This window comes from Halorubrum lacusprofundi ATCC 49239 (genome assembly GCF_000022205.1).
Lineage (GTDB): Archaea > Halobacteriota > Halobacteria > Halobacteriales > Haloferacaceae > Halorubrum > Halorubrum lacusprofundi.
Genome location: NC_012029.1, coordinates 116,368 through 139,231, shown reverse-complemented (window position 1 = coordinate 139,231; position 22,864 = coordinate 116,368). Strand labels below are relative to the sequence as shown.

Sequence of the window (22,864 nt, the reverse complement as noted above, 5' to 3'; positions counted from 1 at the left end):
GGCAAAGGCCGTTCGGCGGCGGCGATCGGCTCAGGTGTCGGCGATGGCGATCGGCTCAGGTGTTGGCGGCGGCGATCGGCGACCGGTCTGGAGTCAAATGAAGTTGAGAGGAACCATCAACAGGACGCCGAGCCCGATCCCGCCGGCGAGTACCGGCTTGCCGCCGCCGGGAAGATCGGCCCCGGTTTCGAGCGCCTCGGGGATGAACTCGGACACCACGAGATAGATCATCGCGCCGGCGGCGAAGCCGAAGCCGTACGGGAGGAACTCGCGGGCGTAGCGGACGAACGCGAACGCGACGACCGCGCCGATCGGCTGCGGCAGGCTGGAGAACACCGACCACCACACCATCTTCCACTTCGAGACGCCCATCGACCGCAGCGGGATGGAGATGGCGGTCCCCTCGGGCACGTTGTGGATCGAGATGGCGAGGGTCATGAACACCGCTAAAAGCGGGACGGTAAACCCGAACAGCTGGGTCCCGCCCTCCAGTCCGAGGTCCGCGAAGGAGACGCCGACCGCGATCCCCTCCGGGAAGCTGTGGACCGTCAGCACGCCGAGGATCAGGACGAGCTTCTTGAAGTCGGCCTCCTCGTACTCCTGCGGGTCGATCTCGGCGTCCATCAGCACGTCGTGCGCGAGGACGACGAGGGCCACGCCGGCGAGCATCCCGATCCCGATCTCTCCGGGCGTTCCCTCGGCGAGCCCCTCGTCGACGAGCCCGAACAGCGACGCCGCCAGCATGATCCCGGAGGCGAACCCCCACAGCGCCACGTTGCCGCGGTCGCTGATCGAGTCGAAAAAAAAGAAGGGAAGGGCGCCGATACCCGTCGCGAGCGCCGTGATGAGCCCCGCAACGAAGACGAACGCGAACGCATCGAGTGCGACCATACGTTCGGCGGTTCGATCGGCCGGCACTTAATAATCGTGAACGGGTGTCGCAATTCCGCGAGCGATCCCGGAAAGCAGGGCGAACAGGAGCAGCACAGCCAAGAACAGCAACACCGCCAGCTTTGTCCCGAACAGAGAGTGACGAGCCGACTTCGCGGTGCGTCTCTCCGCCGGTTCCCGCGGCCGGATCGGCGAGGTCACGCTCACGCCTCTCCCGCAGATCGTGTCGGGGAGGTCATTGACCGACGAGCGTCGGGAGTCATTGATTCGGGGATGCTACCCCTGAACGCCGACGCGCTCTCGGCGGCCGTGTTTCCAGTGTGGGCCGACTCGTTCGTGGTCGGAGCTCCCTCGTCCGTCGGCGGCGTCACCGCGTTCTCGGAGGATTCCGGCGCGTTTTCAGTTGGTTCTGACGCGTTCTCAGGCGGCACCGTCTCGTTTTTCGGCGTCACCGAACCGTTCGTGACCGGCTCGTCCGACGGGAGCGAGACGTTCTCCGGTGGGACGGTGACGTTCTCAAGTCCCTCTGCGTCTCCCGTCCCGTTCCCGACGGGGACGGTCGCAGCGGCGGGATCGCTACCGATCGACTCGTCGATCGCGGTGAGACCGTCGGTCGTCTCGAACGTCGCCGTCACGTTGACGCTCGACGTGAGGACGGCGACGGTGAGCCCGCCGCCGAACGCGACTCCCCACACCAACACGGCGAGTGCGAGGAGGCCGACGAGTCCGCGGTTCCCAGCCATCAGTTCCCCTCCCCGGCCCCGTTCGGCTGCCCCGGTGCGGGCGGCGCCTCCGGCGGAGCCGATCCCGACCCGTCGATCGCTGCGGCCGGGTCGGAGGTGTCGCCCGCATCGGTCGATCCGTCGGTGGGAGTCGGCCGCCCGTCGATGCCGTTCTCGGGGTCGTCGGCCAAGGCAGGCGTCTCCCAGTCGGCGTCGGACGCACCGTCGTCTTCGGACGGTTTCGCGACCGGTTCGCCGCGATCGAGGACGCCGCTAGCCGGGACCCACGCCGCGAGCGCCCCGAGCAGGAGCGTCGACGCACCCACCGCGATCGCGATCGCGGCGGCGGTTCGAAGCTGGAGCGCGACGTAGACAGCATACGGGGCGAACGCCGCGAGGACCGCGGCCGCTCCGCCGACCGCGTCGACGGAGACGCCCCCGGAGCTGGTCGCAGCGGGTTCGATCGGGGTCGCGGAGCTCGTCGTTTTGCCGCCGGTCTCGTCGATCGAATTATCGGACGAGCCGTCGGTTGACTCTGCAGCCGCCGCGGTCGACGCCCCGCGTTCGTCGCGATCCCGGACGACCGACCAGATCTCGGTGATTGCGAGCAGACCAAACGGGAGCAGCACCAGCATGACGAAGCCGGTTCGCGTGCCTGCGAACTGAATCACGTATCCGATGTACGGGATCGTCAACGTCACCGCGCCGACGAGGTTCGCTGCGGGGACGAGCCCGGGGTCCGGTCCCTCGTTGGCGTCGCCCTGCGTCTCGAAGGCGAGGCCGCCGCCCTCGTCGACCACGTCGATCACGCGGTGCGTCACCGGCACGTCGCTCGCGCCGCGAGCGAACGTGATCACGTCGCCCTCGACGATCGCCGTCGGGTCTCGCTCGGCGACGATCACCACGTCTCCCGGCGCGATTTCGGGCGTCATACTCGGCGTGAGCACGACGAAGCTCTCGTCCGCGCCGACGATCTCCGGGGCCGCGTACACCGCGAAGGGGGCGACGATGGCGATCAACAGGACGATCCCGAGTACGTTCGCCGCCTTCCTGAGTCGTGGTGATGTGAGTGGATTGTTCATCAGAGTTCCTCCGAGCCGCAGATCGGCTCGCCGTCCGTGGTCGTCGCCGCGACGATCTCGAAGTCGCCGTAGATGTCTCCGGGACCGATCGAGACCGAACAGCTCGTATGGATGTTAACGCCCGCGGGACGGTTTCCGCCGTTTCCATTCCCGTTGTTGCCGTTTCCGTTCCCGTTCCCGTTGCTCTCGCCGGTCTCCGACCCGTCGTCGACGGAGATGTTCGGACCGATCCAGTCCGGATCACCGGTGGGCGACGCCGACCCGTCGACCACGAAGGTCTCGTCGGGACCCACTGCTGCCACGAACACCTCCGTCCCGCCGCCGCCAACGCCGCCGGCGCCGCCGCCGGTGGCGACGACGACCACGTCAGCCGGCTCGTTGCCGAGGTACCGGAGCGTGAGCGAGCCGATCTTGACGCCGTTCTCGTCCGCGCAGGGAACGCACTCGGGCCCCTCACAGACGCGGTCGGCGAAGGGGTTCGATCCGGCGGCGTCCGCCTCGGAGACGTGGCGACACTGCTCGGCGTACAGCCGGAACGTCAGGTCGGTCGTCTCGGCGGCGACCTCGTCGGGCGCGCTGGCGGGGAGATGCCAGTACACCTCGACCGTCACCCTGTCATCGGAGTCGAGACAGCCCTCGACGAGGCGTTCGCCGGCGACGAGGTCTCGTTCGACGTCGGCGAGGGACCGGTAATCACCCGTCAGCGACTCCCCGTCGACGATGACCTTGATTTCGAGGACGTTCGCGAGGGCGTCGCTAGCGTCCGGACAGTCGGTCGCGAGCCAGACTCGAACGGGGTTCGTCCGTACCTCGATATCGAACCGCTCGGTGCCATCGTGGCCGCGATTGATCTCCGACACGTCGACCGCGAAGGTCCCGTCAGAGACTGTGTCGTTCACGACCAGCTCGACCTCTCCGGCACCGAAGCCGTTGTTCGGGAACGTCTCGCGGTCCGAGAGATACGCCCCCGTCCCGAGCCCGCTCGCCATCCCGGCAGCGCCGATACCGCCGATGCCGGCGAGCAGGCGGCGCCGGCTCATCTCGCTCGGGCGCCCCGCGCCGTCGTCTCCGAGAGTCATGCGGATCCCCCGTCGGCGTCGAGCGAACTGTCTCCGCTCGCTCCGTCGGTCGCCTCGAACGGGTTCCCCTCGGCGCCGCAGTCGTCCGCGGCGAACTCCACGTCGAAGTCGACGGCGCCGCCCTGTCCGGCGTTGCCGCCCTCCGATTCGAACTCCCACGCGAAGATCAGACAGCGACGCTCATCGGTTGTGAGACAGCCGTTTCCGAGGAGTCTGGGATTGAGTTCCACGCCCGTCGCGAGCGCGGAGCCGTCGAGCGACGCGAGGGTTCCGGACGCGATCGGTTCGCCGTAGCCGGCGAAGTCGCTCTCGGCGCCCCCGCAGCCCCCGATCCCGAGGATTCCGGTGTCGTACCGGACGTCGAGCGTGATGCGCTCGGCGAGGGCCGCGCTCGCCGCGTCGGCGTCACCGAGGCGAGGGTCGATCCGCAGCCACACCCGAACGCCGTCCGGGGCGGTGCCCGCGGGGTCGTCGAGTCGGAGCCCGACGCTCGCGGTCCCGTAGTCTCCCGGAAGCGCGTCCTCGACGTCGACGAGTCGGATCCCAGCCGCCTCGACGTCGACGACGCCATCGATCGGGCTCGATCCGACGACCGCTCCGTTCACCGTGCGCCGCCAGCCGACTCGCAGGTCCCACGGGGTGTCGGACTGCGCGTACGTGTACTCCGAGTACTCGCTCCAGCCGTCCGTTCCCGTCGGCCGTCCGGAGGCGGCCCCGAGGGTCGCGAAGCCGACGGCCCCGACGCCCGCGAGTGCCTCCCGCCGCGTGAGTTTCGATTCTTTCTGTGTCATTGTGTGTCGTTGCGGCTCCGAACGGCCGTTTCGTCGATACCCTTCCTACCCTCACTGCACTCGTATGTATGCGCGTCCTACCCCGCCGGAACGGCGGTCGTACCCGGAAGTACGAATGTCATACCCCCGCGTAGTCACCCGATCTGCCACCCGGTCCAACGTGGATCGACTGCTCAGCGGGCCGGCGTAAGCCGGGAAATCAGGCCGGCAGATCGGGACCGGTACCGTCGTTGTGGCGCGCCTGTTCGGTGTAGAACCCGAGGTCGAATCTGAGCGTGTCGCCTTGGATCTCGTTGCCCACGTCGAACGGGAGCTCCCACGAGAGCGCGACGCAGTGCATCACGCCGTCACCGCGGAACGCCTCGCGGTCCGGGTCGTTGGGGTCGTCGCTGAGTTCGTCGTACAGCGTCGCACGGTTCCCGTCGAGCGGGACGCCGTTCCCGTCCGCGAGCGCGTCGAGGACGTTCGCGAGCGTGTCCTCCATGATGACCTTCTCCGCGACGGTCTGTGCGGCGAGGTTGCCGAACACCGTCGGGATGTTGAGCGGGTCGTTGATGTCGTTGAAGAACACGGGATCGCCGCCCGAGCCGCCGGCCGGGCCGGCCATCGCTTGGAGCGTGCTGGCGCTGCCGTTGACGTTGATCGTGTACACGTCGGTCGCGGGCGCCGGGGACGCGGCGCGGGCGTTGGCCGCGGCGCTCGCGGGCGGCGCGTAGTTCGTGTTCCCGTCGCCGTTGAACGACTCGCCGTCCGAGAGGACGATGTTCCGCTTTTCCGCGCTCGCTCGACCGTTGCTGGCGAGTTCCGTCTGCGCGTCGTCGAGCCCCTCGCTGATGTAGGTGCCCGTGGCGATGCCGTCGGCGTTCGAGTACGGGTCCGGGTTCCCGTCGTTGTCGAACGGCGTCGACGGGGCCGCGTCGCTCACAACGTTCGCGAGCTTCTGACGGAGGTTCGACAGCGCGGTGTCGACCGCCGAGAGGTTGGTCGTTAGCGGTTCGAGGATGCCGGTCCGAGGGGTGTTCTCGCCGCTCCCCTCGCCGTCGAAGTAGACGACGCCGACCTGCACGTCGGCATTCTGCGCCTGCAGGTAGTCGATGAACTGCCGCGTGCCGAGCTCGACGAGGTCGATCTTCGTCGTCTCGCCGTAGCTCTGGCCGTCGACCTGGATCGGGTCCGTGCTCACCACGCCGCCGTACTGGTCGTACAGCATCGACCCCGAGAAGTCGAGCGTGAGCATGATGTCGATCGGTCCCGCGTCGTCGTGAACGTTGTCGCAGTCCTCGTCGTACCAGAGCTTCGCGTCGATGGCGTCCGCGAGGTCGGCGGCGTTCTCGCCGGCAGCGACGTCTTCCGGCTCCGTGAACGCGCCGCCCTCATCGCTGACGTTGCCCGCCTGCATCCAGATGTAGCCGGGGTTGTCACAGAGGTGTAACGAGAAGGTGATCTCGCCCGAGTCGCCGGGCTTCACGTCGGTGAACTGGACGAGCGTCTCCATCTCCTCGCCGGTGACGGGGTCCGTGCCGAAGTCCGCCTCCGAAAGCGGCGGGATGGTCTCGCAGTCGAGGACGGGGATGTTCGCCCCGTTGCTGTCTTCGTCCTCGTCGTCCGGGAAGTCGCTGTACTTGATCTCTCCGGCGTCGTTGTCAGCGGCGATCGACTGCTCCCCGTCGCCGTCGTGGTCCGGGTGCGCGCTGACGAACTGATGGCCATCGCCGAAGTCGTACGTCTGCTGCCAGTCGACGAGCAGGTCGAGCTGGCCGGCGGTGAGCGTGTTGTTCTCGAACGACTCGGTGTCGTTGAAGTACGCCGTCGTCCCGAGCCCAGCCCCCGCTGAGGCCACGCCGATCGCGCCGAGGCCCGCCAGCAGCGTGCGCCGCGAAAGTCCGATTGTGTCGATGTTGTCGTTGTCTGCCATGAGTGTGATTCCCCGAGGGGAAGTCCCACCGACGGAGTCGAACCGTCGTCCCGGCCGCCCGCGCGGGTCCGGAGTGGGAGGTGGGGGAATACGCCCCCGTATGTCAGTGAAGCCGTCCGCCTACGCGTCGAGCACCTCGACGTACACTGCGGGGTTCTCGTCCGAAGCGCTCGGGTCGTCGTCGAGGCCCTCGAACGCCACGTCCGCGGTCAGTTCCCAGTCGGCGCTGGCGTCGACGTCCTCGATCAGGAGAGAGACGGTCTCGCTGCCGTCCGCCTCGACTGCGTCGGGACCAGTTGGGGCCGTCCCGTTGACCCGGACGTTCGAGACGCTCGCGAGGTGGCTCGCGTCGCTGCCGCGCGCGACGATAGAGATCACGTCGCCGGCGGCGTTGCTGACGGCGTAGCTGACGTCGGTGGTGGTACCGTTGGCGAGTTCGAGAGTCGCTTCGCCGGTGTCGGCGTCGTACGCGACCGTCAGGTCACCGTCGAAGCTGCTGCCGCCGAAGTCGTAGTCGGCGGTGTCGGCGTTGCTGTTGTCGTCGCCCACGATCAGCTCGAAGGTGTTGGAGCCGCCGTTGCGCGCCTTGGAGGCCCACAGCACGTCGGCGTCCGGCTCGTAGTCCTGCTTGCCGAAGCCCTCGACCTCACGGGAGGTGATACAGGGGTTGGCCGAGCCGTCGTTGTGGCGCGACTGCACCGCGTAGAACTCGAAGTCGAACGCGACAGAGTCGGTCTGAATCTCGTTGCCCACGTCGAACGGGACCTCCCACTCGAAGCAGACGCACTGCTCGGCCGCGTTGACCTCGGTTTCGTTGACGAAAGCCGAGTCGACGCCCTCGAAGGGCGCGCGGCCGTCGACCGGGGCCTCCGCGTCGCCGTCGCCGGAGAGGGGGATGCCGTTGTCGAGCGCGCTCATCACGTCCGCCAGCGAGCCGGAAGCGATCTCCTCGCCGAGAGCGTATTCGCCGTCGTCGTCGGTGCAGTACGAGACAGTCACCTGCATCGCGTCGGCGAGTTCGCCCATGCCTTCGCCGGGGTCGCCGCCGGTCGTGTCGGCGTCCATCTCGGGCTCGGACTGCCCATTTTCGTTGTTCTCAGTCACCGCGCCACACATCCACATGTACGCGGGGTTGTCGACGATCGAGAAGCAGAACTCGCCCTCGCCGGAGTCGCCGGGCTTGAGGTCGGAGACCTGGATGCTGAGGGGGTCACCCTCTCCGCCGCCCACGACGTTGCCGTCGATGAAGGTCCCGTCAGGGGTGGAGTACTGCGCGTAGCTGCCCTGGTCTTCGGAGTAGTCGACGTGGACGAACAGGTCCAGTTCGCCGGCCGTCAGCGTGTTGTCATCGAACGACTCGGTGTCGTTGAAGTACGCCGTCGTTCCCAGTCCTGCGCCCGCGGAGGCGACACCGACCGCACCGAGTCCGACCAGCATCTTGCGCCGCGAGAGTCCGATTGTATCGTCGTTCATTGTGTATCATCCCCTGAGGGGAACTCCCGGTGGCGGTCACGAACCGCCGCGTCGGCCGCCCGAAGGCGCCGAACCGGGAACCGGGCGAGTACCGCCCGGGGGCGAGCGGGTGTCCCGCTCGGAGTCGCGTGTCTACTGCGACACGTTTGCGGTGCTGTTGCTGGTCGGGGCCGTTCCGTTGAACGACACGTCCGGCGCGTCGTTGTGCCGCGACTGTTCGGCGTAGAAGCCGAGATCGAAGGCCACGGAGTCGGTCTGGACCTCGTTGCCGACCTCTGCAGGCAGACACCACTCGAAGCCGATACACTGGGTGAGGCCGCCCTCGTAGGGCTGTCGGCCCTCGACAGAGCGGTTGCCGTCAAGCGCAATCCCATCCGAGAGCGCAGCCATCGCCCCGGCGAGCGATCCCTCGAAGATGACCTCCTCGCCGACTGTGATCGTCTCGGCGACCTGTCCGAAGATCTGCTCGATGGCCCCGTCGTCGATCGCGAAGAACACGTGCTCGTCGGCCGGATCGCTGGCGAGGTCCTCGAGGTCGCTGAAGCTCGCGCCGCCGACGCCGATCGCGAAGATCTCGGTCCCAGCGACTTTCGCCGCGCTGCCGTCGGTGTTGATGTCGCCGTCGCCGAAGACGACCATCACGCGGTTGTCGTGGGGGCAGTTCTCGAGTTCAGCCTGTCCGGCGTCCACGCCGGCCTGAGCGTTGGTGCCTCCGCTCGCGCTGAGCCCGTCGATCGCGGCCTCGACGTCGTCCAGGTCATCAGTCAGCTGTTGCGGCGTGCTGGCTCCGTTGTTGAATCGCGTGACGCCGACCTGGTTGTCGGGATTCGCATCGAGGATAGTTTCCGCAAGCTGTTTCGCGCCGCTTTTCGTGTTGGCGATACGGCTGCCACCCATCGATCCGGACGTGTCGATCACGAGCTGAACGCACACCGAATCCCCTGCTTCCTCGGCGTCGGCGTCCAGGATATTGTTGCAGTTCTCGTCGTACCATACCGTCACGTCGATGGCGTCGGCCAGCTCGCCCTCACCGCTGATCGGGCCGTCACTGTCGTCGCCGAGCGCGTTACCCTCACCGTCCGCGCCCGCCTCGGGCTCGGAGACGGTGTTCTCGTCGTTCGCGGTTAGCTCACCGTTCATCCACACCCACGAGGGGTTGTCACAGATGTGGAGGCTGATCGTCACCTCGCCGCAATCACCGGGTTTCACGTCGTCGAGCGTGAAGACCGGGATCTGGTCGCCGTTGATCAGGCCCACGTCGGGCGCACAGAAGTCGCGCTCCTGCACGATATCGGGCCACTCGCCCTCGTCGATATTCGGGACCTCGCCGATGAGGTAGACGCCGTCCTCCTCTTCTTCAACCTCGAAGTCCGGATACCAGCCGTTGATCTCATCGATGCGCCCAGGGCCGCCCGCGTACGTGGCGCGGTAGTCGAGCTTGAGATCGAGCTCGCCCGCGGTGAGCGTGTTACCCTCAAACGACTCGGTGTCGTTGAAATACGCCGTCGTCCCGAGTCCCGCGCCCGCAGAGGCCACGCCGACGGCACCGAGGCCGGCGAGCAGCGTGCGTCGCGAGAGTCCGATTGTGTCGTTTGTGTCCGGGTTCATGGTTCGTTGCCGACTCGCCCCCGTCCGTGCCGGTTAGCCGAAGTCGGTTACTCTCTCCTCCGAGGGATACCGACGTAGTTACGCGTAGCCACGTCATCGTCGAACGCGCCGTTCGACCGGGTAGAACGCCAGATTTTCTCGGTTCAACGGGCCGTTCGATCGGCGGTTTGGGTGCCCTACTCATGGCGCCGATCCCGGAACGAAGAACGTACTCGCGGCGGTCCGAGCGGTACGAAGGCCGTATCACGTGGCGTCGGCGTTCGGCGGGCTCACCGAGTCGCCCGTAACTCAACTCGCTCACGTGTATCGGTTTTCGGTGATTTCGCGAGGAGAGCGGAGCGGCGAGGTCCGTCGCCGACCGGGTAGCCGGACCATACATATGCTCCCATCGGACGTGTCAGACGTATCGACTGACGCTCCGTTTTTCGGACGTCGGCGGCCCACATCCATGAAGCTCCGAACAGACCTACTTCCGGCCGAACAGGTGTACACGATCCTCGCGAACGAACGCCGTCGGCGCGCTCTCGAACAGCTCGGGAGCGTCGGCGGCGTCGTGACGGTTCACGAGCTGTCGGCGCTGGTCGCGGGCCACGAGACCGGCGAGAGCCCGCCGCCGAAGCGCTGTCGCGAGAGCGTGTACACGTCGCTCGTGCAGACGCACCTCCCGAAGCTCGAAGAGCTCGGCGTGATCGAGTACGACCGGGAGACCCAGACGATCGAGGTGTCCCGGCACGCGCGGGACGTGGCGCTGTACACCGAGGTGGTCGCGAGCGCCGGCGTCACGTGGTCGGAGCTGTACCGCGCGCTCGGCGTCGTCTCCTTGACGGTCCTGCTCGCGGCGCTGCTCGGCGTCCCCCTCGTCTCCGCGATCGATCCGGTCCTGCTGACGAGCCTCGCGCTCGCGCTGTTCGCCGCCGCGAGCGCCTACCAACTGTGGATCAACCGTTTCTCCGTGCTCCGGCAGCTTCGAGCCGGCCGAAGTGCCACCCTCCGTCTGCGACGACGCGGCTGAGGCGACCTGCGATTTTGCGACGTTTCGGTGTTACTTATAAAAGTCGTCGCCGAGGCGGTGGCGTGCGCCGGCGAGCGGCCAACGGGCCTCGCGGCTGGGGCTTTGGAGGTGTTCACCGTCGATCCGCCAGCAACCACTTATAAACAGCCGACAACGACGCTGTAGATCCCTTATAAATGCGCGTTCGCCGCGGCGAGCGCCGCCGATCGAACGCCGTCAAAAACGGGTCCGTACTACCGCGCTTCCGCGAGCGACGGCGGGAGGTCGAGTTCGAACAGCCGCGCGGTACACGCGGTACACCGCCCGGCGACGACTTCGTAGCTCGAACAGCACGACTCGACGACCCGCTCTTCCAACTGTACCGGCCCCTCACAAGTCGGGCACCGCTCGACGAACAGCCGGAGCGCACCGAGCACGCCGCTCCGGGAGACGAGCGGGAGCGACGCCCAGTCGTCGAGATGCGCCGTTAACGCGCGGTCGGCGGCGACATCCGCGAGGAACGCCGATCGGGACTCCCAGTGACCGATTCGCTCGTTGCCGGCGTGCGCGAATCCCGCTTCGCCGCGCCACCGCAGCGAGAGCCCGTCCTCGTCGACGCCGGCGAGCCGCGCGAGGGCGGCGATGTCGGCGGGAGAGGCAGGGCAGGTACCGTCGGGGGCGGTCTCGGCGGCTCCGACCGCCTCGCCCGGCACCGACGACGCGCCGAACTCGGCGTCGGCCGCGTCGCGCAGCGCGGCGAGGTGCGTCCGCCACGCCGACTCGAACCACGGCGCGAACGCGAGGTCGCTCCCGTCCGGCGTCTCGACCAACACCTCGGCCGACAGGAGGTACGATTCGGCGTCGACCTCCGCCGGCGGCCCGGCGTCGCGTCCCTTTCCGAACAGCCGCAACGCGCGCCCGGGGAGGTAGCGCTTCGTGAGTTCGGGCGTGCCGGGCACGAGGTAGCCGCGGAGCCAGATCGCTGCGAGCGCGACGGCGAGGACGACCGCGCCGAGTTCGACCGCGATCAGCGCGCCGACGGCGACTGCGCCGACCGCGGCGATCGCGACGTTGACGACCGTGCAGGGGAGACAGCGGTTTTCGCCGGTGTACTCTGGACGCCGAAGCCGGCCGAGAGGGGTGTCGGTATCGTGTGATGCCGTCATGCCAGTCGTTGGTGACGAGGGAGCCTATGTATGCGCGACCTACCAACCGGTATGAGATGCGATACAGAGCCGGGATACACATATTCATTTGGATGACAAGTTCTGAGCATTCACACGATGGTTTCGATCGCGGACGGCTCGCGAGTAGCGCTGTGATTGGCAGTTTATACAAATTTACATCCTCCTCCGCGTGAACGCAGAGGAGGATGTCAAGAGCTGTATATCTTCCAGACAGTCTCGGCGGAATAGTAATAGATAGTGATATGTGATCTGGTCTCAATAGGTAAGGTAATTCAACACGTGACTGAGCCATGACACCACAACTCATAGGGGAGAAGGAAGCGACGAACAACGACGCCGACGAACCCTCACGGGACGAGGTGTTCAAGGCGCTCAGTAACCGGCGGCGGCGGAACGTGATCACCTACCTGAAACAACACGATGACGACGCTCGCGTCAGGGACATCGCCGAGCAGCTTGCGGCGTGGGAGAACGACGTCGAAATCCCCGAAGTGACGTACAAACAGCGCAAGCGGGTGTACACCGCGCTCCACCAGTCTCACCTGCCGAAACTCGCCGGTGGGGGATTCATCGATTACGAGCCGAACCGCGGGATCGTCTCGCTGACCGAGGAGAGCCGTCAGCTCGAGATGTACCTCGAAGTGGTCTCGGGGAACGAGATCCTCTGGGGGGAGTACTACATCGGCCTCGCAGTCGTGTGCGGACTGCTCGGCGGCGCGGCGTGGATCGGAACGGTCCCGTTCGCGGCGGTTTCCGGATACGCGTACGCGGTCCTGTTCGCGGTGCTTTTCGGCCTCTCCGGGGTCATTCACCGGGTGTCGACGCGGCGGAACCGTCTGGGGTGACACGGACGCCGCGGCGACCATACGCCCGTTAGGGCCACGGCACACCCGTAGGGTTTTACCCGCCGACGGCGGGAGTACGGATATATGCCAACGGGGATCGTCGGGGAGTTCCTCGACCTCAAGGCCGAGACCGACGCGGACATCCTCGCCATGCAGTGCGGCGACTTCTACGAGTTCTTCGCGGACGACGCCGAGCTGGTCGCCGACGAGCTGGACCTGACCGTCTCACAGAAGTCCTCGCACGGCTCGTCGTACCCGATGGCGGGCGTGCCGCTCTCGGAGCTGACCCCGTACGTGAAGGCGCTCGTCGAGCGCGGCTACCGGGTCGCCGTCGCCGACCAGTACGAGACCGAGGACGGCCACGCCCGGGAGATTACCCGCGTCGTCACGCCTGGGACGCTCCTCGAAACCGCCGACGACGACGCGCGGTACCTCGCGGCGATCGTCCGCGAGGGCGACGACGCGGACGGCCCCTACGGGCTCGCGCTCGCCGACGTGACCACGGGCCGGTTCCTCGTCACCGAAGTCGACGACGAGGGCGACCTCCGCGCGGAGCTGTACCGCTTCGACCCCGCCGAGGTGCTCCCGGGACCGCGCGTCCGCAACGACGACCGACTGCTCGGAGCGGTCCGAGAGGACCTCTCGGGGTCGGTTTCCGTCTTCGACGCGGAGGCGTTCGCGCCGGGACGCGCGAAACACGCGGTCCGCGAGCAGTTCGGGCGGGAGACCGCCGACAGCGTCGGCATCGACTCCGAACTGGCGCTGCGCGCGGCGGGAGCCGTCCTCGGCTACGTCGAGGAAACCGGCGCCGGCGTGTTGGCATCGATCACCCGTCTCACGGCCTACGGCGACGGCGACCACGTCGCCGTCGACGCCACGACCCAACGCAACCTCGAACTCACCGAGACGATGCGCGGCGACGCCGACGGCTCGCTGTTCGAGACGGTCGATCACACCGTCACCGCCGCCGGCGGCCGCCTCCTCCGAGAGTGGATCACCCGCCCGCGCCGGGACCGCGAGGAACTGAACCGCCGGCTCGACGCGGTGGAGGCGCTCGCGTCGGCAGCGCTCGCGCGCGACCGCCTGCGAGAGACGCTCGGCGACGCGTACGATCTCGAACGGCTCGCGGCGCGGGCGACTAGCGGGAGCGCGGGCGCGCGGGAACTCCTTTCGGTGCGGGACTCGCTGGCGCTGGTGCCCGCGCTCGCCGACGCCGTGTCCGGGACCGCGCTCGCGGACTCCCCGGTCGCAGCGGTGCTGGAGCGAATCGACCGCGAGCGCGCCGCGACCCTCCACGACGAACTCGCGGACGCGCTCGCGGAGGACCCGCCGAAGACGAAGACGCAGGGCGGGCTACTCAGGGTGGGATACGACGGCGAGCTCGACGAGCTGATCGCGCGCCACGAGAAGGCGAACGAGTGGCTCGATAGGCTCGCAGAGCGCGAAAAGCGGCAGTACGGGTTGAGTCACGTCACCGTCGACCGCAACAAGACGGACGGTTACTACATCCAGGTCGGCAAATCCGCGGCCGACGGGGTTCCCGAGCACTACCGCGAGATCAAGACGCTGAAGAACTCGAAGCGGTTCGTCACCGACGAACTGGAAGAGCGGGAACGCGAGGTGCTCCGGTTGGAGGAGGCCCGGGGCGAGCTGGAGTACGAGCTGTTCGAGGAGCTCCGAGAGCGGGTCGCCGCCGACGCCGAACTCTTACAGGACGTGGGGCGAGCGGTCGCCGAGATCGACGCGCTCGCGTCGCTGGCGACCCACGCCGCCGGCAACGACTGGACGCGACCCGAACTCGCCGACGAGCGCCGGCTCGACGTCGAGGCCGGGCGCCACCCGGTCGTCGAGCGGACGACCGATTTCGTGCCGAACGATCTCCGGCTCGACGGGGAGCGCGGCTTCCTCATCGTCACCGGGCCGAACATGAGCGGGAAATCGACGTATATGCGGCAGGCGGCGCTGATCCAGCTGCTCGCGCAGGCGGGGTCGTTCGTCCCCGCGCGGACGGCGACGGTCGGGCTCGTCGACGGAATCTACACCCGCGTCGGCGCGCTCGACGAGCTGGCACAGGGGCGCTCCACGTTCATGGTGGAGATGCAGGAGCTGTCGAACATCCTCCACTCGGCGACCGCCGACTCGATCGTCATCCTCGACGAGGTCGGCCGCGGCACCGCCACCTACGACGGCATCTCCATCGCGTGGGCCGCGACCGAGTATTTACATAACGAGGTGCGCGCGCGGACCCTCTTCGCCACGCACTACCACGAGCTGACGACGCTGGCAGACCACCTCCCGCGCGTGGAGAACGTCCACGTCGCCGTCGACAAGCGCGACGGCGAGGTGACGTTCCTCCGGACCGTTCGCGACGGCCCGACAAATCGGTCGTACGGGGTCCACGTCGCCGACCTCGCGGGCGTTCCGGCTCCAGTCGTCTCCCGCGCCGGGACGGTGCTCGACCGGCTTCGCGAGGAGAAGGCGATCGAGGCGAAGGGCGGAGCGCGGGGCGGAGGGGGCGAACGCGGAGGCTTCACCGGCACCGCCGACGGCGACACGAAACAGGTCGTTTTCGACCTCTCGTCCGGGTCGTTCTCTGAAAGCGACGACGCGGAGTCGACCGCGGCCGGCGCCCCCGGCTCCGGAGGAGGTCGAAACGGGGCGACTCCGGGGTCGGCATCGGACGGCGCCAGTGGGTCCGCGGGGACCGCAGAGACCGCAGGAGCCGCAGAGACCGCTGAAAGCGCGGAGACCGACCGGTTCGATCCCGAGACCCGCGCCGTGATCGAGGAACTGGCCGACGTCGATGTCGCGGAGACCGCGCCGGTGGAGTTGCTGTCTCGGGTTCAAGAGTGGCAAGAGCGGCTCGACGAGAACCGCTGACGACCGGCTCGACGAGAGCGTCTGACGTAAGAACTAATGTCTGACCTCGTCGTGTGGTGTGTATGGGTATTATGAGCAAGATCCTCGGCGGCGGCGGGAACCGCTCCGTCGACGATTACGTCGAGCTCGACCTCGACGACTTTGCCGAGGCGCACGCGGAAACGGGCATGCAGGTACATATTGCGGAGATCGGCGACCAGGGCGACGTGATCCCGATCAAAGACGCCGTCTACGACGGCGACTTCGTCATCGCAGACATCACCCGCCACTCTACGTCGGACCGGACGATCGAACACATCATCGACGAGCTACGGCAGGTCGCCCGAGAGGTCGACGGCGACATCGTCCAGAAGGGCGACGACCAGATCATCGTCACGCCGACCGGCGTGAGCATCTCGCGAGAGAAGCTGTAGGGCGCGGACAACCATCGATCCGGCGCATCGCGGTCGAACCGTGTCATATATGCCCGTCTCGCGCCCACGTACGACCGAATGGACGAGCCGGTCCTGCTGACGGGCGCCGGTGGACGGGTGGGGCAGGCCATCCTCCGCGGCATCGGCGACGATTACGAGTGGCGACTCCTCGATAGGGAGCCGCTCCCGGCGGCGAAGGTCCCAGACGGAGTTACCGATGCCGATCAGTACGTCGCCGACATCACCAACGCGGACGCCGTCCGGGAGGCGATGGAGGGCGTCGGCGCGGTGATCCACCTCGCTGGCGATCCACGGAAGACAGCGCCGTGGGACTCCGTGCTCCGGAATAACATCGACGGGACGCAGGTCGTGATGCGCGCCGCCGTCGACGCCGGCGTGAAGAAGTTCGCGTTCGCCTCCTCGAACCACGCCGTCGGCGGCTACGAGACCGAGGAACGCACGCCGGACCTGTACCGCCCCGACGACGGCTACCGGCTCGACGGCACCGAACTCCCGCGCCCCGGAAACCTCTACGGCGTCTCGAAGGCGGCCGGGGAGTCGCTCGGACGCTTCTACCACGATGAACACGGGATGAGCGTCGTCTGCGTCCGCATCGGGAACCTCACGAAGGACCACCCGCCGCGGGAGTACGAGCGCGGGCAGGCGATGTGGCTCTCGCACCGCGACTGCGGGCACCTGTTCGACCGGTGTCTGCAGGCCGACTACGGCTACGAGATCGTCTACGGCATCTCGAACAACGACCGGCGCTATTACTCGATCGAACGCGCCCGCGAGGTCCTCGGCTACGACCCGGCCGACAACTCCGCCGACTACACGTTTGAAGGGAAGCCGAAAGATGAGACAGGCGACGAAAACGACAACCCGACCGCAGACGGCGGCGAAACCCGGTTCGACGATCCTCCGGCCGAACCCAACTTTCCGTCAGATCCCGACACGCCGACCGACGGCGCCTGACCGGGAAGGCTCGTTTAAAACAGGTCGTCGACATCTCGCCGCTTCCGCTGTGCCAGTTCCACGTGATCCGCGAGCCGCGCGGCCACCTGTGGGCGGGTGTCGGACTCGCGGAGGAACGCGAACAGTAGCTCCGCAAACTGCGTCCGACCCGTCTCGCGCTCTTCGCGCGCGAGCCCCGCCGCGGTCTCGAAGGTCGCCTCGTCGCCGTGAGTGACCGCACCGGCCAGCGCGGGCGCCGCGAGCAGCGCTGCCGGCAGATCGAGATCACCGAACCGGAGCGCGGGTCCCTCGATCCGGAGCGTCGGTGGGGCTGTACGCTCGATCGTCTCCGGGTCGGTCGCGAGCCGACGACACCAGTCGCGGACGGGTTCGATGTCGACCCCCCGCGGCGTCGGTCCGACGCCGCCAAGGTACTCGACCGCGTTTCCCGCGCAGCCGACCGCCCCAGACCAGTTGCGGGCGCCGGCGTGGTGGGTTGCCGCCGCAGCCGCGATCAGCCCGTGGAGCAGACGCTCGTCTGACCCTTCTGCGAGCGGGAGCCACGCCGCCTCCCACGGGTCGTGCGCGGCGAGGACGTACCCCTCGTTGAACAGCGCGGCGCCGGCGCGGAGCGCGGCTGGAACCGTCGGGATGGTGCCTTCGTCGCCGGCGTGTCCGTCGTCGGTGTCCTCGGCCGCGGTCTCTCGGCTGCCGGAGCCGCACTCGCGATCGGTCATATTGGTCCGTCAGAGACTCCGACCTATAAGCAATAAGGCTGCCCGCGGTGACCGCCGGAAAAAACGAAGCGCGGGGGAGGACGAGGGCGAAACGCCAGCGATGGGCGGAGAGAGAAGGATCGGACGCCAGCGGGAATCGGAAGGCCGAGCGTCAGTGGGGAGCCGGTGGCTCGAAGCGATCAGCCGTCGGCAGCGCCGACGGGTTCGTCGCCGGACGCTGAGAGCGCCCGGTCGAACGCGCGGTCGAACGCGTCCGGGTACCGGCGGTAGAGAGCCACACCGGCAACCGCGCCGGCAAGGGACGCCGCCGCGAACGCGGCCGCGGTCGGGAACGCGGCGACCGCGAGCGTCAGAACCGGCAGCGCGGCGAGCACCACCGTCGCGCGCCACGAGGGCGTGCGGTCGGGCGGGGCCGGACCGGCGTAGAGGTCGGGGTGTCTCGTGCGTCTGGAGGGGGGATGGTCTCGTGTCATCGTCGTGTTGTTGGGGTGGATGGCGCGAAGCCTCGCGCCGCGGTCGGAGTCGGTGCGTCGGTCGGTGGCGTGTTGACCGAGATCGCCCGGCGGCGTCTGCTACCGGGGACGCGCCTCGTGGATCCCGACGGTCTCACTGAGATCGTCGACCTCGACGCCCGGGGCGAGCCGGATCGAGGCATCGACCGTGACGGTGAGATCGTTGAGGCGCGGCCGGAGAGCGACGACGTCGACGGTCTCGACATCGACACCGTCACGCCCGGCGATCGTAGCGCGGATCCCGGCGTGGAGGTCGCCCGCGGCGTCGCGCGGGACCGCCAGCCGGAGCGCGACATCGGTCGCACGGTGGCAGGGGTGGACTGCCATACGGACCCGAGAGGGAGTCGATTCCTCATCCCGAGGCTCTGCCGCTTGAGCTACCGGGTCCAAATATCGGAAGGTGAGAGAGAAGGCGGCGATCGCTCCGACGGGCGAAGCCGACCGCCCCCGCGTCGGAGTTATGCGGCGACGGCGTCGAAGCGATCGACGACCGTTCCGCGACCCCGCTTCCCAACGCTCCAGAGGGGGGCGAGCATCGGAATGGAGTTGCGGACGATCATGGTTGGGGCGCCCGGCAGGGGAGTTTGCTCGGGCGTATACTCATTGACAGGAGGAACCGAGTTAATAGTTGTTCGTGTGTGCGGATCAATGGCGTGATTCGTTTCCGCGAGCGTATGCCTTCCAGTTATTTGTCGCGGGTGGCGCAGGCGGCGCGGGCGGCGACCCGGGCGCACCGGCACCAGTACACTAAGAAGGGCGGCGGTCATACGAACCGTAGACGTGTCCAGCCTGTTGCCGGTCATCGCGGCGATCCTCGTGTCGGGACTCGTCGTTCAGCTGGTCGCTCACCACCTAAAGATACCGAGCGTCATCTTCTACCTCCTCATCGGGGTCGTCTTGGGACCGGAGGTGTTGGGGCTCGTCACCTTAGATACGTTCGGAAACGGACTTGAGATAATTGTCGGGATAAGCGTCGCGATCATCGTCTTCGAGGGGGCGTTCGCCCTGCGGATCGAGCGGATCCGGGGTGCATCCACGGTATCACTCCGGCTAGTGACGATCAGCGCTCTCGTAATGTTCCTCGGAACGGCAGCCGCGGTCCGGTTTTTTGAGGGTGCCAACTGGGAGATATCGCTGCTCATCGGTGCGCTACTAGTGGCGACCGGACCGACCGTGATCACACCGATACTCAACGTCGTCCGCGTCAGGGACCACGTCGCGGCCGCACTAGAGACCGAGGGAATCGTCAACGACGTGACGGCCGCGATCGTCGCCGTGGTGATCTTCGAGACACTGCTGCTCGACGACCTCGGGGTTCCGGCGACACTCTTCTCGTTCGTCGAGCGGCTCGGCGTCGGCGTGCTTGCGGGGGTGCTCGCGACGGTGGTGATTTACTACCTGTTAGACAGCGATCTGGTCCCCGAACGCGACGTGCAGGCGTCCCAGTTCCTCGTGTTAGCGGCGGCAGTCGGAGCGTTCGCAGCCGCCGAAGCCGTCGCCGCCGAGGCGGGCATCGCGGCAGCCGCGACGAGCGGGATCCTACTGGGGAACCTCGACATCAACAACAGAGAGGAGATCGAGCGGTTCGCGGAGAATACGACGCTCGTCGTCCTCTCGTTCGTGTTCATCTCGCTGGCCGCGCTGATCAACGTCGAGGCGATCGCAGCACTCGGCCTCGGAGCGGTCGCTCTCGTTCTCGTGATCATGCTCGTGCTCCGACCGCTCGGGGCGCTGATCGCCACGGCCGGCGTCGAGCGGTTCACGAGGCCGGAACGGCTGTTCCTCGCGAGCGTGGGCCCGCGCGGGATCATTCCGGCGAGCGTGGCCACGCTGTTCGCCATCGAACTGGAGCTAGCCGGAAATGTGGCGGCGGGCGAACTACTGGTCGGGACGGTGTTCGCCGTCATCTTCGCGACGGTCGCGATCGAGGCCGGCCTGGCGCGACAGATCGGTGACGTTCTCGGAGTATCACCAATGCGCACGATCATTATCGGCGGCGGCCGGGTCGGCCGGGCGCTCGCCACACGACTGGAGCGGCGGGGCGAGTACGTCGTCATCGTCGAGATAGACGACGAAGAGATCGAACGGGCGCGCTCGGAGGGGTTCACCGTGCACGAGGGCGACGGCAGCGACACGGAGACGCTGCGCGGCGCGGGCATCGGAGACGCCAAGCGTGTGATCACGGTGACTGGTGACGACGACATCAACCTCCTCGCATGCCAGCTCGCGATCACGAAGTTCGACATCGAGGCGGTGTATTCACGGGTGAACGAGCCGGATAACGTCGATGCCTTTGACAGCATCGGCGTGAAGGCGATCGACTCGCCGACGGCGACGGCAGTGGCCATCGACGACGAGATCGAGCGGCCGGCGATCACTCACTGGATGAGCGAGCTGGGCGACAGCCACGACGTTCAGGAGGTTGAGGTGACCGCAGAGAATCTCGCCGGAAAGACGATTCGCGACCTCAACGCACAGATTCCCGACGGCACCTTCGTCGCCGTCGTCAGCCGCGACGGCGAGAATCACGTGCCGTCGGCGGACAGCGTGCTGGAGTACGGCGACCACGTCACCTTTATCGGCGATACGGATGCGGTTAAGCGCGCGATGAAGCGGTTCCACCCACACGACTGAGCACCGAAATCTGTGGTTTTCGACGCACGCACGGCTCGTGATGCTCGCCGTTTAGTGCGTCCGAAAACGTCCTGACGGAGTCCCACGCGAGCGGAGCGAGGGCGACCGCAGGGAGCCCTCGTTGCGAGCGGCGACGCCGCGAGCAAAGCGAGCGTGGGGCACGTTAGGACCGAACGCGGCGGCTGTCGAACGAAGTGAGACAGCCGCAAAGTGAGCGTCCTGACGGAGATTTGAACTCCGGTCCCTGGCTCCGCAAGCCAGGAGGATAGTCCACTACCCTACCAGGACTCGAATAGACGTATCGGGCTAGTACTTAAGACGGTTACGGTCCGAGAGACGCATGGCGAACGGTCGCACACGGTGCGATCGAGAGGCGGTCACGACCGATCACCGGACAGGCGTACCGAGAGGAGGGGAGCACGGAGCGGAAACAACGGAGCGCGGAGATTCATCGGCGCCGATCCGGATTGCACACCTTTTGTATCGACGGGACCGATGGACGGGTATGACGAAGCCTCGACCCGCGACGGCGACGCCGCGGAATCCGCAGAATAAACGGTCCGATTCGGCCGCGAGACCCCGGCAAAGACAACGCTTATCCGCGGACTCGACAACCGAGGTGGTACGCGTATGGGAGTGATAGAGGACGTCTACGAGGATCTCGACACCGATGTCGAGTTCGAGGAATTCGAGGCAGCCGTCGAGGACAAAGTGGAGCAGATGGGCGGACTCGCCGACGAGGAGACCGCGGCCATGCTCATCGCCCACGAGCTGCGCGACGAGGAGGCCGACACGATCGCCGACATCGAGCCCGGCATGAACGACGTGAAGTTCCTCGGGAAGGTGACCTCCATCGGCGACATCCGCACGTTCGAGCGCGACGACGAGGACGCCGAGGAGGGCCGCGTCTGCAACGTCGACGTGGCGGACGCCTCCGGCTCCGTGCGCGTCGCACTGTGGGACGATATGGCAGCCGCGGCCGAAGAGCAGTTGGAGGTCGGACAGGTGCTCCGCGTCATGGGCCGCCCGAAAGAGGGGTACAGCGGACTCGAAGTGAGCGCGGACAAGGTCGAGCCGGACGAGGACGCCGAGGTCGACGTGCAGGTGCTCGACACCTATCGGGTGGAGGACCTCTCGCTCGGTGCCTCCGACGTGGACCTCGTCGGGCAGGTGCTCGACACGGACTCGATCCGCACGTTCGACCGCGACGACGGCTCTGAGGGGCGGGTCGCCAACCTCACCGTCGGCGACGAGACGGGTCGCGTGCGCGTAACACTTTGGGACGACAAGGCCGACCTCGTCGAGGAGTTCGAGGCCGGCGAGGTCGTCGAGGTCGGCGACGGCTACGTCCGCGAGCGCGACGGCGACTTGGAGCTCCACGTCGGCGACCGCGGCACCGTCGAGCGCGTCGACGAGGACGTGGAGTACGTCCCGGAGACCACGGACATCGCCGAACTGGAGATCGGCGAGACCGTCGACATCGGCGGGGGCGTCATCGAGACGGATCCGAAGCGCACGTTCGACCGCGACGACGGCTCGGAAGGGCAGGTCCGGAACGTCCGCATCAAGGACGACACCGGCGAGATCCGCGTCGCGCTGTGGGGCGACAAGGCCGACCGTGAGATCGAGCTGGCCGACCGCGTCGTCTTCACCGACGTGGAGGTTCAGGACGGCTGGCAGGACGACCTCGAGGCCTCCGCGAACTGGCGTTCGACGGTCACCGTCCTCGACGAAGGGAGCGATGCGGTGGGCGGCGCCTCAGGGTCCGGTAGCGCCGGGAGCAGCGACGACGGCGACGCGCACGGGACAAACAATACCGGGCTCGGCGCCTTCGCTGGAGACGAACAGAAGGCGGCCGCCGAGGCCGTCGCCGGCGAGACCGGCGGAGACGGTGGGAACAGCGGGGTCGGCGGCGGGAACGGTGGATCCGGCGGCGCCGCGACCGCGACAGCGGAGCAGTCGGCCGAAGAGATCGAGTTCACCGGGACAGTCGTCCAGACCGGCGATCCTGTCGTGTTGGACGACGGCCAGCGGACGAAGAGCGTCGAGACCGACGCGAGCCTCCGGCTCGGCGAGGAGGTCACGGTGCGCGGGACAGAACGAGACGGAACGATCGACGCCGACGACGTGTTCTAACCGGGTGCGACGGG

General features: G+C 67.4%; 20 protein-coding genes and 1 tRNA gene. 8 read left to right on the top strand and 13 right to left on the bottom strand.

The genetic code is table 11. From position 1 onward, the window contains the following. Positions 1 to 93: 93 nt before the first annotated feature. The 8 genes from HLAC_RS00665 to HLAC_RS00625 all read right to left on the bottom strand — a co-directional run bounded on the left by HLAC_RS00665 (position 94) and on the right by HLAC_RS00625 (position 9,561). The gene (locus HLAC_RS00665; protein ID WP_012659379.1) at positions 94 to 891 is read right to left on the bottom strand and encodes a ZIP family metal transporter; all 798 of its coding nucleotides are present in this window, start codon (positions 889 to 891) and stop codon (positions 94 to 96) included. A gap of 203 nt (positions 892 to 1,094) precedes the next feature. Next, a complete protein-coding gene (locus tag HLAC_RS00655; RefSeq protein ID WP_012659378.1) occupies positions 1,095 to 1,634 on the bottom strand; it encodes a RodZ family helix-turn-helix domain-containing protein in 540 nt (179 codons plus the stop codon). After that, the gene (locus HLAC_RS00650; RefSeq protein ID WP_012659377.1) at positions 1,634 to 2,695 is read right to left on the bottom strand and encodes a signal peptidase I; all 1,062 of its coding nucleotides are present in this window, start codon (positions 2,693 to 2,695) and stop codon (positions 1,634 to 1,636) included. Before HLAC_RS00650 ends, HLAC_RS00655 begins: the two co-directional genes overlap by 1 nt. Then, complete coding sequence (locus HLAC_RS00645) at positions 2,695 to 3,774, bottom strand: SipW-dependent-type signal peptide-containing protein (protein WP_012659376.1); 1,080 nt, start codon at positions 3,772 to 3,774, stop codon at positions 2,695 to 2,697. Before HLAC_RS00645 ends, HLAC_RS00650 begins: the two co-directional genes overlap by 1 nt. Next, positions 3,771 to 4,565: a hypothetical protein gene (locus tag HLAC_RS00640; protein WP_012659375.1), complete on the bottom strand. Its 795-nt coding sequence runs from the start codon at positions 4,563 to 4,565 to the stop codon at positions 3,771 to 3,773. The genes HLAC_RS00645 and HLAC_RS00640 overlap by 4 nt, the downstream gene beginning before the upstream one ends. A 199-nt stretch (positions 4,566 to 4,764) precedes the next feature. Then, on the bottom strand, positions 4,765 to 6,480 hold the full coding sequence (locus HLAC_RS00635; protein ID WP_012659374.1) for a vWA domain-containing protein: 1,716 nt from the start codon (positions 6,478 to 6,480) through the stop codon (positions 4,765 to 4,767). Positions 6,481 to 6,600: 120 nt separating this feature from the next. Further along, on the bottom strand, positions 6,601 to 7,953 hold the full coding sequence (locus tag HLAC_RS00630) for a SipW-dependent-type signal peptide-containing protein (protein WP_012659373.1): 1,353 nt from the start codon (positions 7,951 to 7,953) through the stop codon (positions 6,601 to 6,603). Positions 7,954 to 8,085: 132 nt separating this feature from the next. Then, positions 8,086 to 9,561, bottom strand: coding sequence for a vWA domain-containing protein (locus HLAC_RS00625; protein WP_012659372.1), 1,476 nt, complete (start codon positions 9,559 to 9,561; stop codon positions 8,086 to 8,088). Positions 9,562 to 10,009: 448 nt separating this feature from the next. Here HLAC_RS00625 and HLAC_RS00620 point away from each other — a divergent pair, with 448 nt between their 5' ends. Both HLAC_RS00620 and HLAC_RS18665 read left to right on the top strand, forming a co-directional pair. After that, positions 10,010 to 10,573, top strand: coding sequence for a DUF7344 domain-containing protein (locus HLAC_RS00620; RefSeq protein ID WP_012659371.1), 564 nt, complete (start codon positions 10,010 to 10,012; stop codon positions 10,571 to 10,573). 27 nt (positions 10,574 to 10,600) lie between these two features. Continuing rightward, entirely contained in the window at positions 10,601 to 10,738 is a 138-nt protein-coding gene (locus HLAC_RS18665) for a hypothetical protein (RefSeq protein ID WP_154018574.1), read from the top strand. Positions 10,739 to 10,806: 68 nt separating this feature from the next. Here the strand turns inward: HLAC_RS18665 and HLAC_RS00615 are convergent, their stop codons facing one another. After that, positions 10,807 to 11,718, bottom strand: a complete 912-nt coding sequence (locus tag HLAC_RS00615; RefSeq protein WP_012659370.1) for a DUF8054 domain-containing protein — start codon at positions 11,716 to 11,718, stop codon at positions 10,807 to 10,809. A 311-nt stretch (positions 11,719 to 12,029) separates the two neighbouring features. Here HLAC_RS00615 and HLAC_RS00610 point away from each other — a divergent pair, with 311 nt between their 5' ends. The 4 genes from HLAC_RS00610 (at position 12,030) to azf (ending at position 16,852) form a co-directional block, all read left to right on the top strand. Further along, positions 12,030 to 12,584, top strand: coding sequence for a DUF7344 domain-containing protein (locus HLAC_RS00610; RefSeq protein WP_012659369.1), 555 nt, complete (start codon positions 12,030 to 12,032; stop codon positions 12,582 to 12,584). Positions 12,585 to 12,668: 84 nt separating this feature from the next. After that, positions 12,669 to 15,464 (top strand): DNA mismatch repair protein MutS, encoded by a 2,796-nt coding sequence (gene mutS / locus HLAC_RS00605; protein ID WP_012659368.1) that lies wholly within the window; start codon positions 12,669 to 12,671, stop codon positions 15,462 to 15,464. Positions 15,465 to 15,526: 62 nt separating this feature from the next. Continuing rightward, on the top strand, positions 15,527 to 15,877 hold the full coding sequence (locus HLAC_RS00600; RefSeq protein WP_012659367.1) for a cell division protein SepF: 351 nt from the start codon (positions 15,527 to 15,529) through the stop codon (positions 15,875 to 15,877). A 78-nt stretch (positions 15,878 to 15,955) separates the two neighbouring features. Beyond that, positions 15,956 to 16,852 (top strand): NAD-dependent glucose-6-phosphate dehydrogenase Azf, encoded by an 897-nt coding sequence (gene azf, locus HLAC_RS00595; protein ID WP_012659366.1) that lies wholly within the window; start codon positions 15,956 to 15,958, stop codon positions 16,850 to 16,852. Positions 16,853 to 16,866: 14 nt separating this feature from the next. Here the strand turns inward: azf and HLAC_RS00590 are convergent, their stop codons facing one another. The 3 genes from HLAC_RS00590 to HLAC_RS00580 form a co-directional block, all read right to left on the bottom strand. After that, positions 16,867 to 17,568: a DUF309 domain-containing protein gene (locus HLAC_RS00590; RefSeq protein WP_012659365.1), complete on the bottom strand. Its 702-nt coding sequence runs from the start codon at positions 17,566 to 17,568 to the stop codon at positions 16,867 to 16,869. A gap of 179 nt (positions 17,569 to 17,747) precedes the next feature. After that, a complete protein-coding gene (locus tag HLAC_RS00585; RefSeq protein WP_012659364.1) occupies positions 17,748 to 18,041 on the bottom strand; it encodes a hypothetical protein in 294 nt (97 codons plus the stop codon). A 99-nt stretch (positions 18,042 to 18,140) separates the two neighbouring features. Beyond that, entirely contained in the window at positions 18,141 to 18,407 is a 267-nt protein-coding gene (locus HLAC_RS00580; RefSeq protein ID WP_012659363.1) for a hypothetical protein, read from the bottom strand. Positions 18,408 to 18,872: 465 nt separating this feature from the next. Between HLAC_RS00580 and HLAC_RS00575 the strand changes: the two genes are divergently transcribed. After that, complete coding sequence (locus HLAC_RS00575; RefSeq protein ID WP_049933082.1) at positions 18,873 to 20,714, top strand: cation:proton antiporter domain-containing protein; 1,842 nt, start codon at positions 18,873 to 18,875, stop codon at positions 20,712 to 20,714. A gap of 215 nt (positions 20,715 to 20,929) precedes the next feature. Here the strand turns inward: HLAC_RS00575 and HLAC_RS00570 are convergent. Further along, positions 20,930 to 21,002 (bottom strand) — tRNA-Arg (locus HLAC_RS00570). A gap of 342 nt (positions 21,003 to 21,344) precedes the next feature. Between HLAC_RS00570 and HLAC_RS00565 the strand changes: the two genes are divergently transcribed. Next, on the top strand, positions 21,345 to 22,850 hold the full coding sequence (locus HLAC_RS00565) for a single-stranded DNA binding protein (protein WP_012659360.1): 1,506 nt from the start codon (positions 21,345 to 21,347) through the stop codon (positions 22,848 to 22,850). Positions 22,851 to 22,864 lie beyond the last annotated feature (14 nt).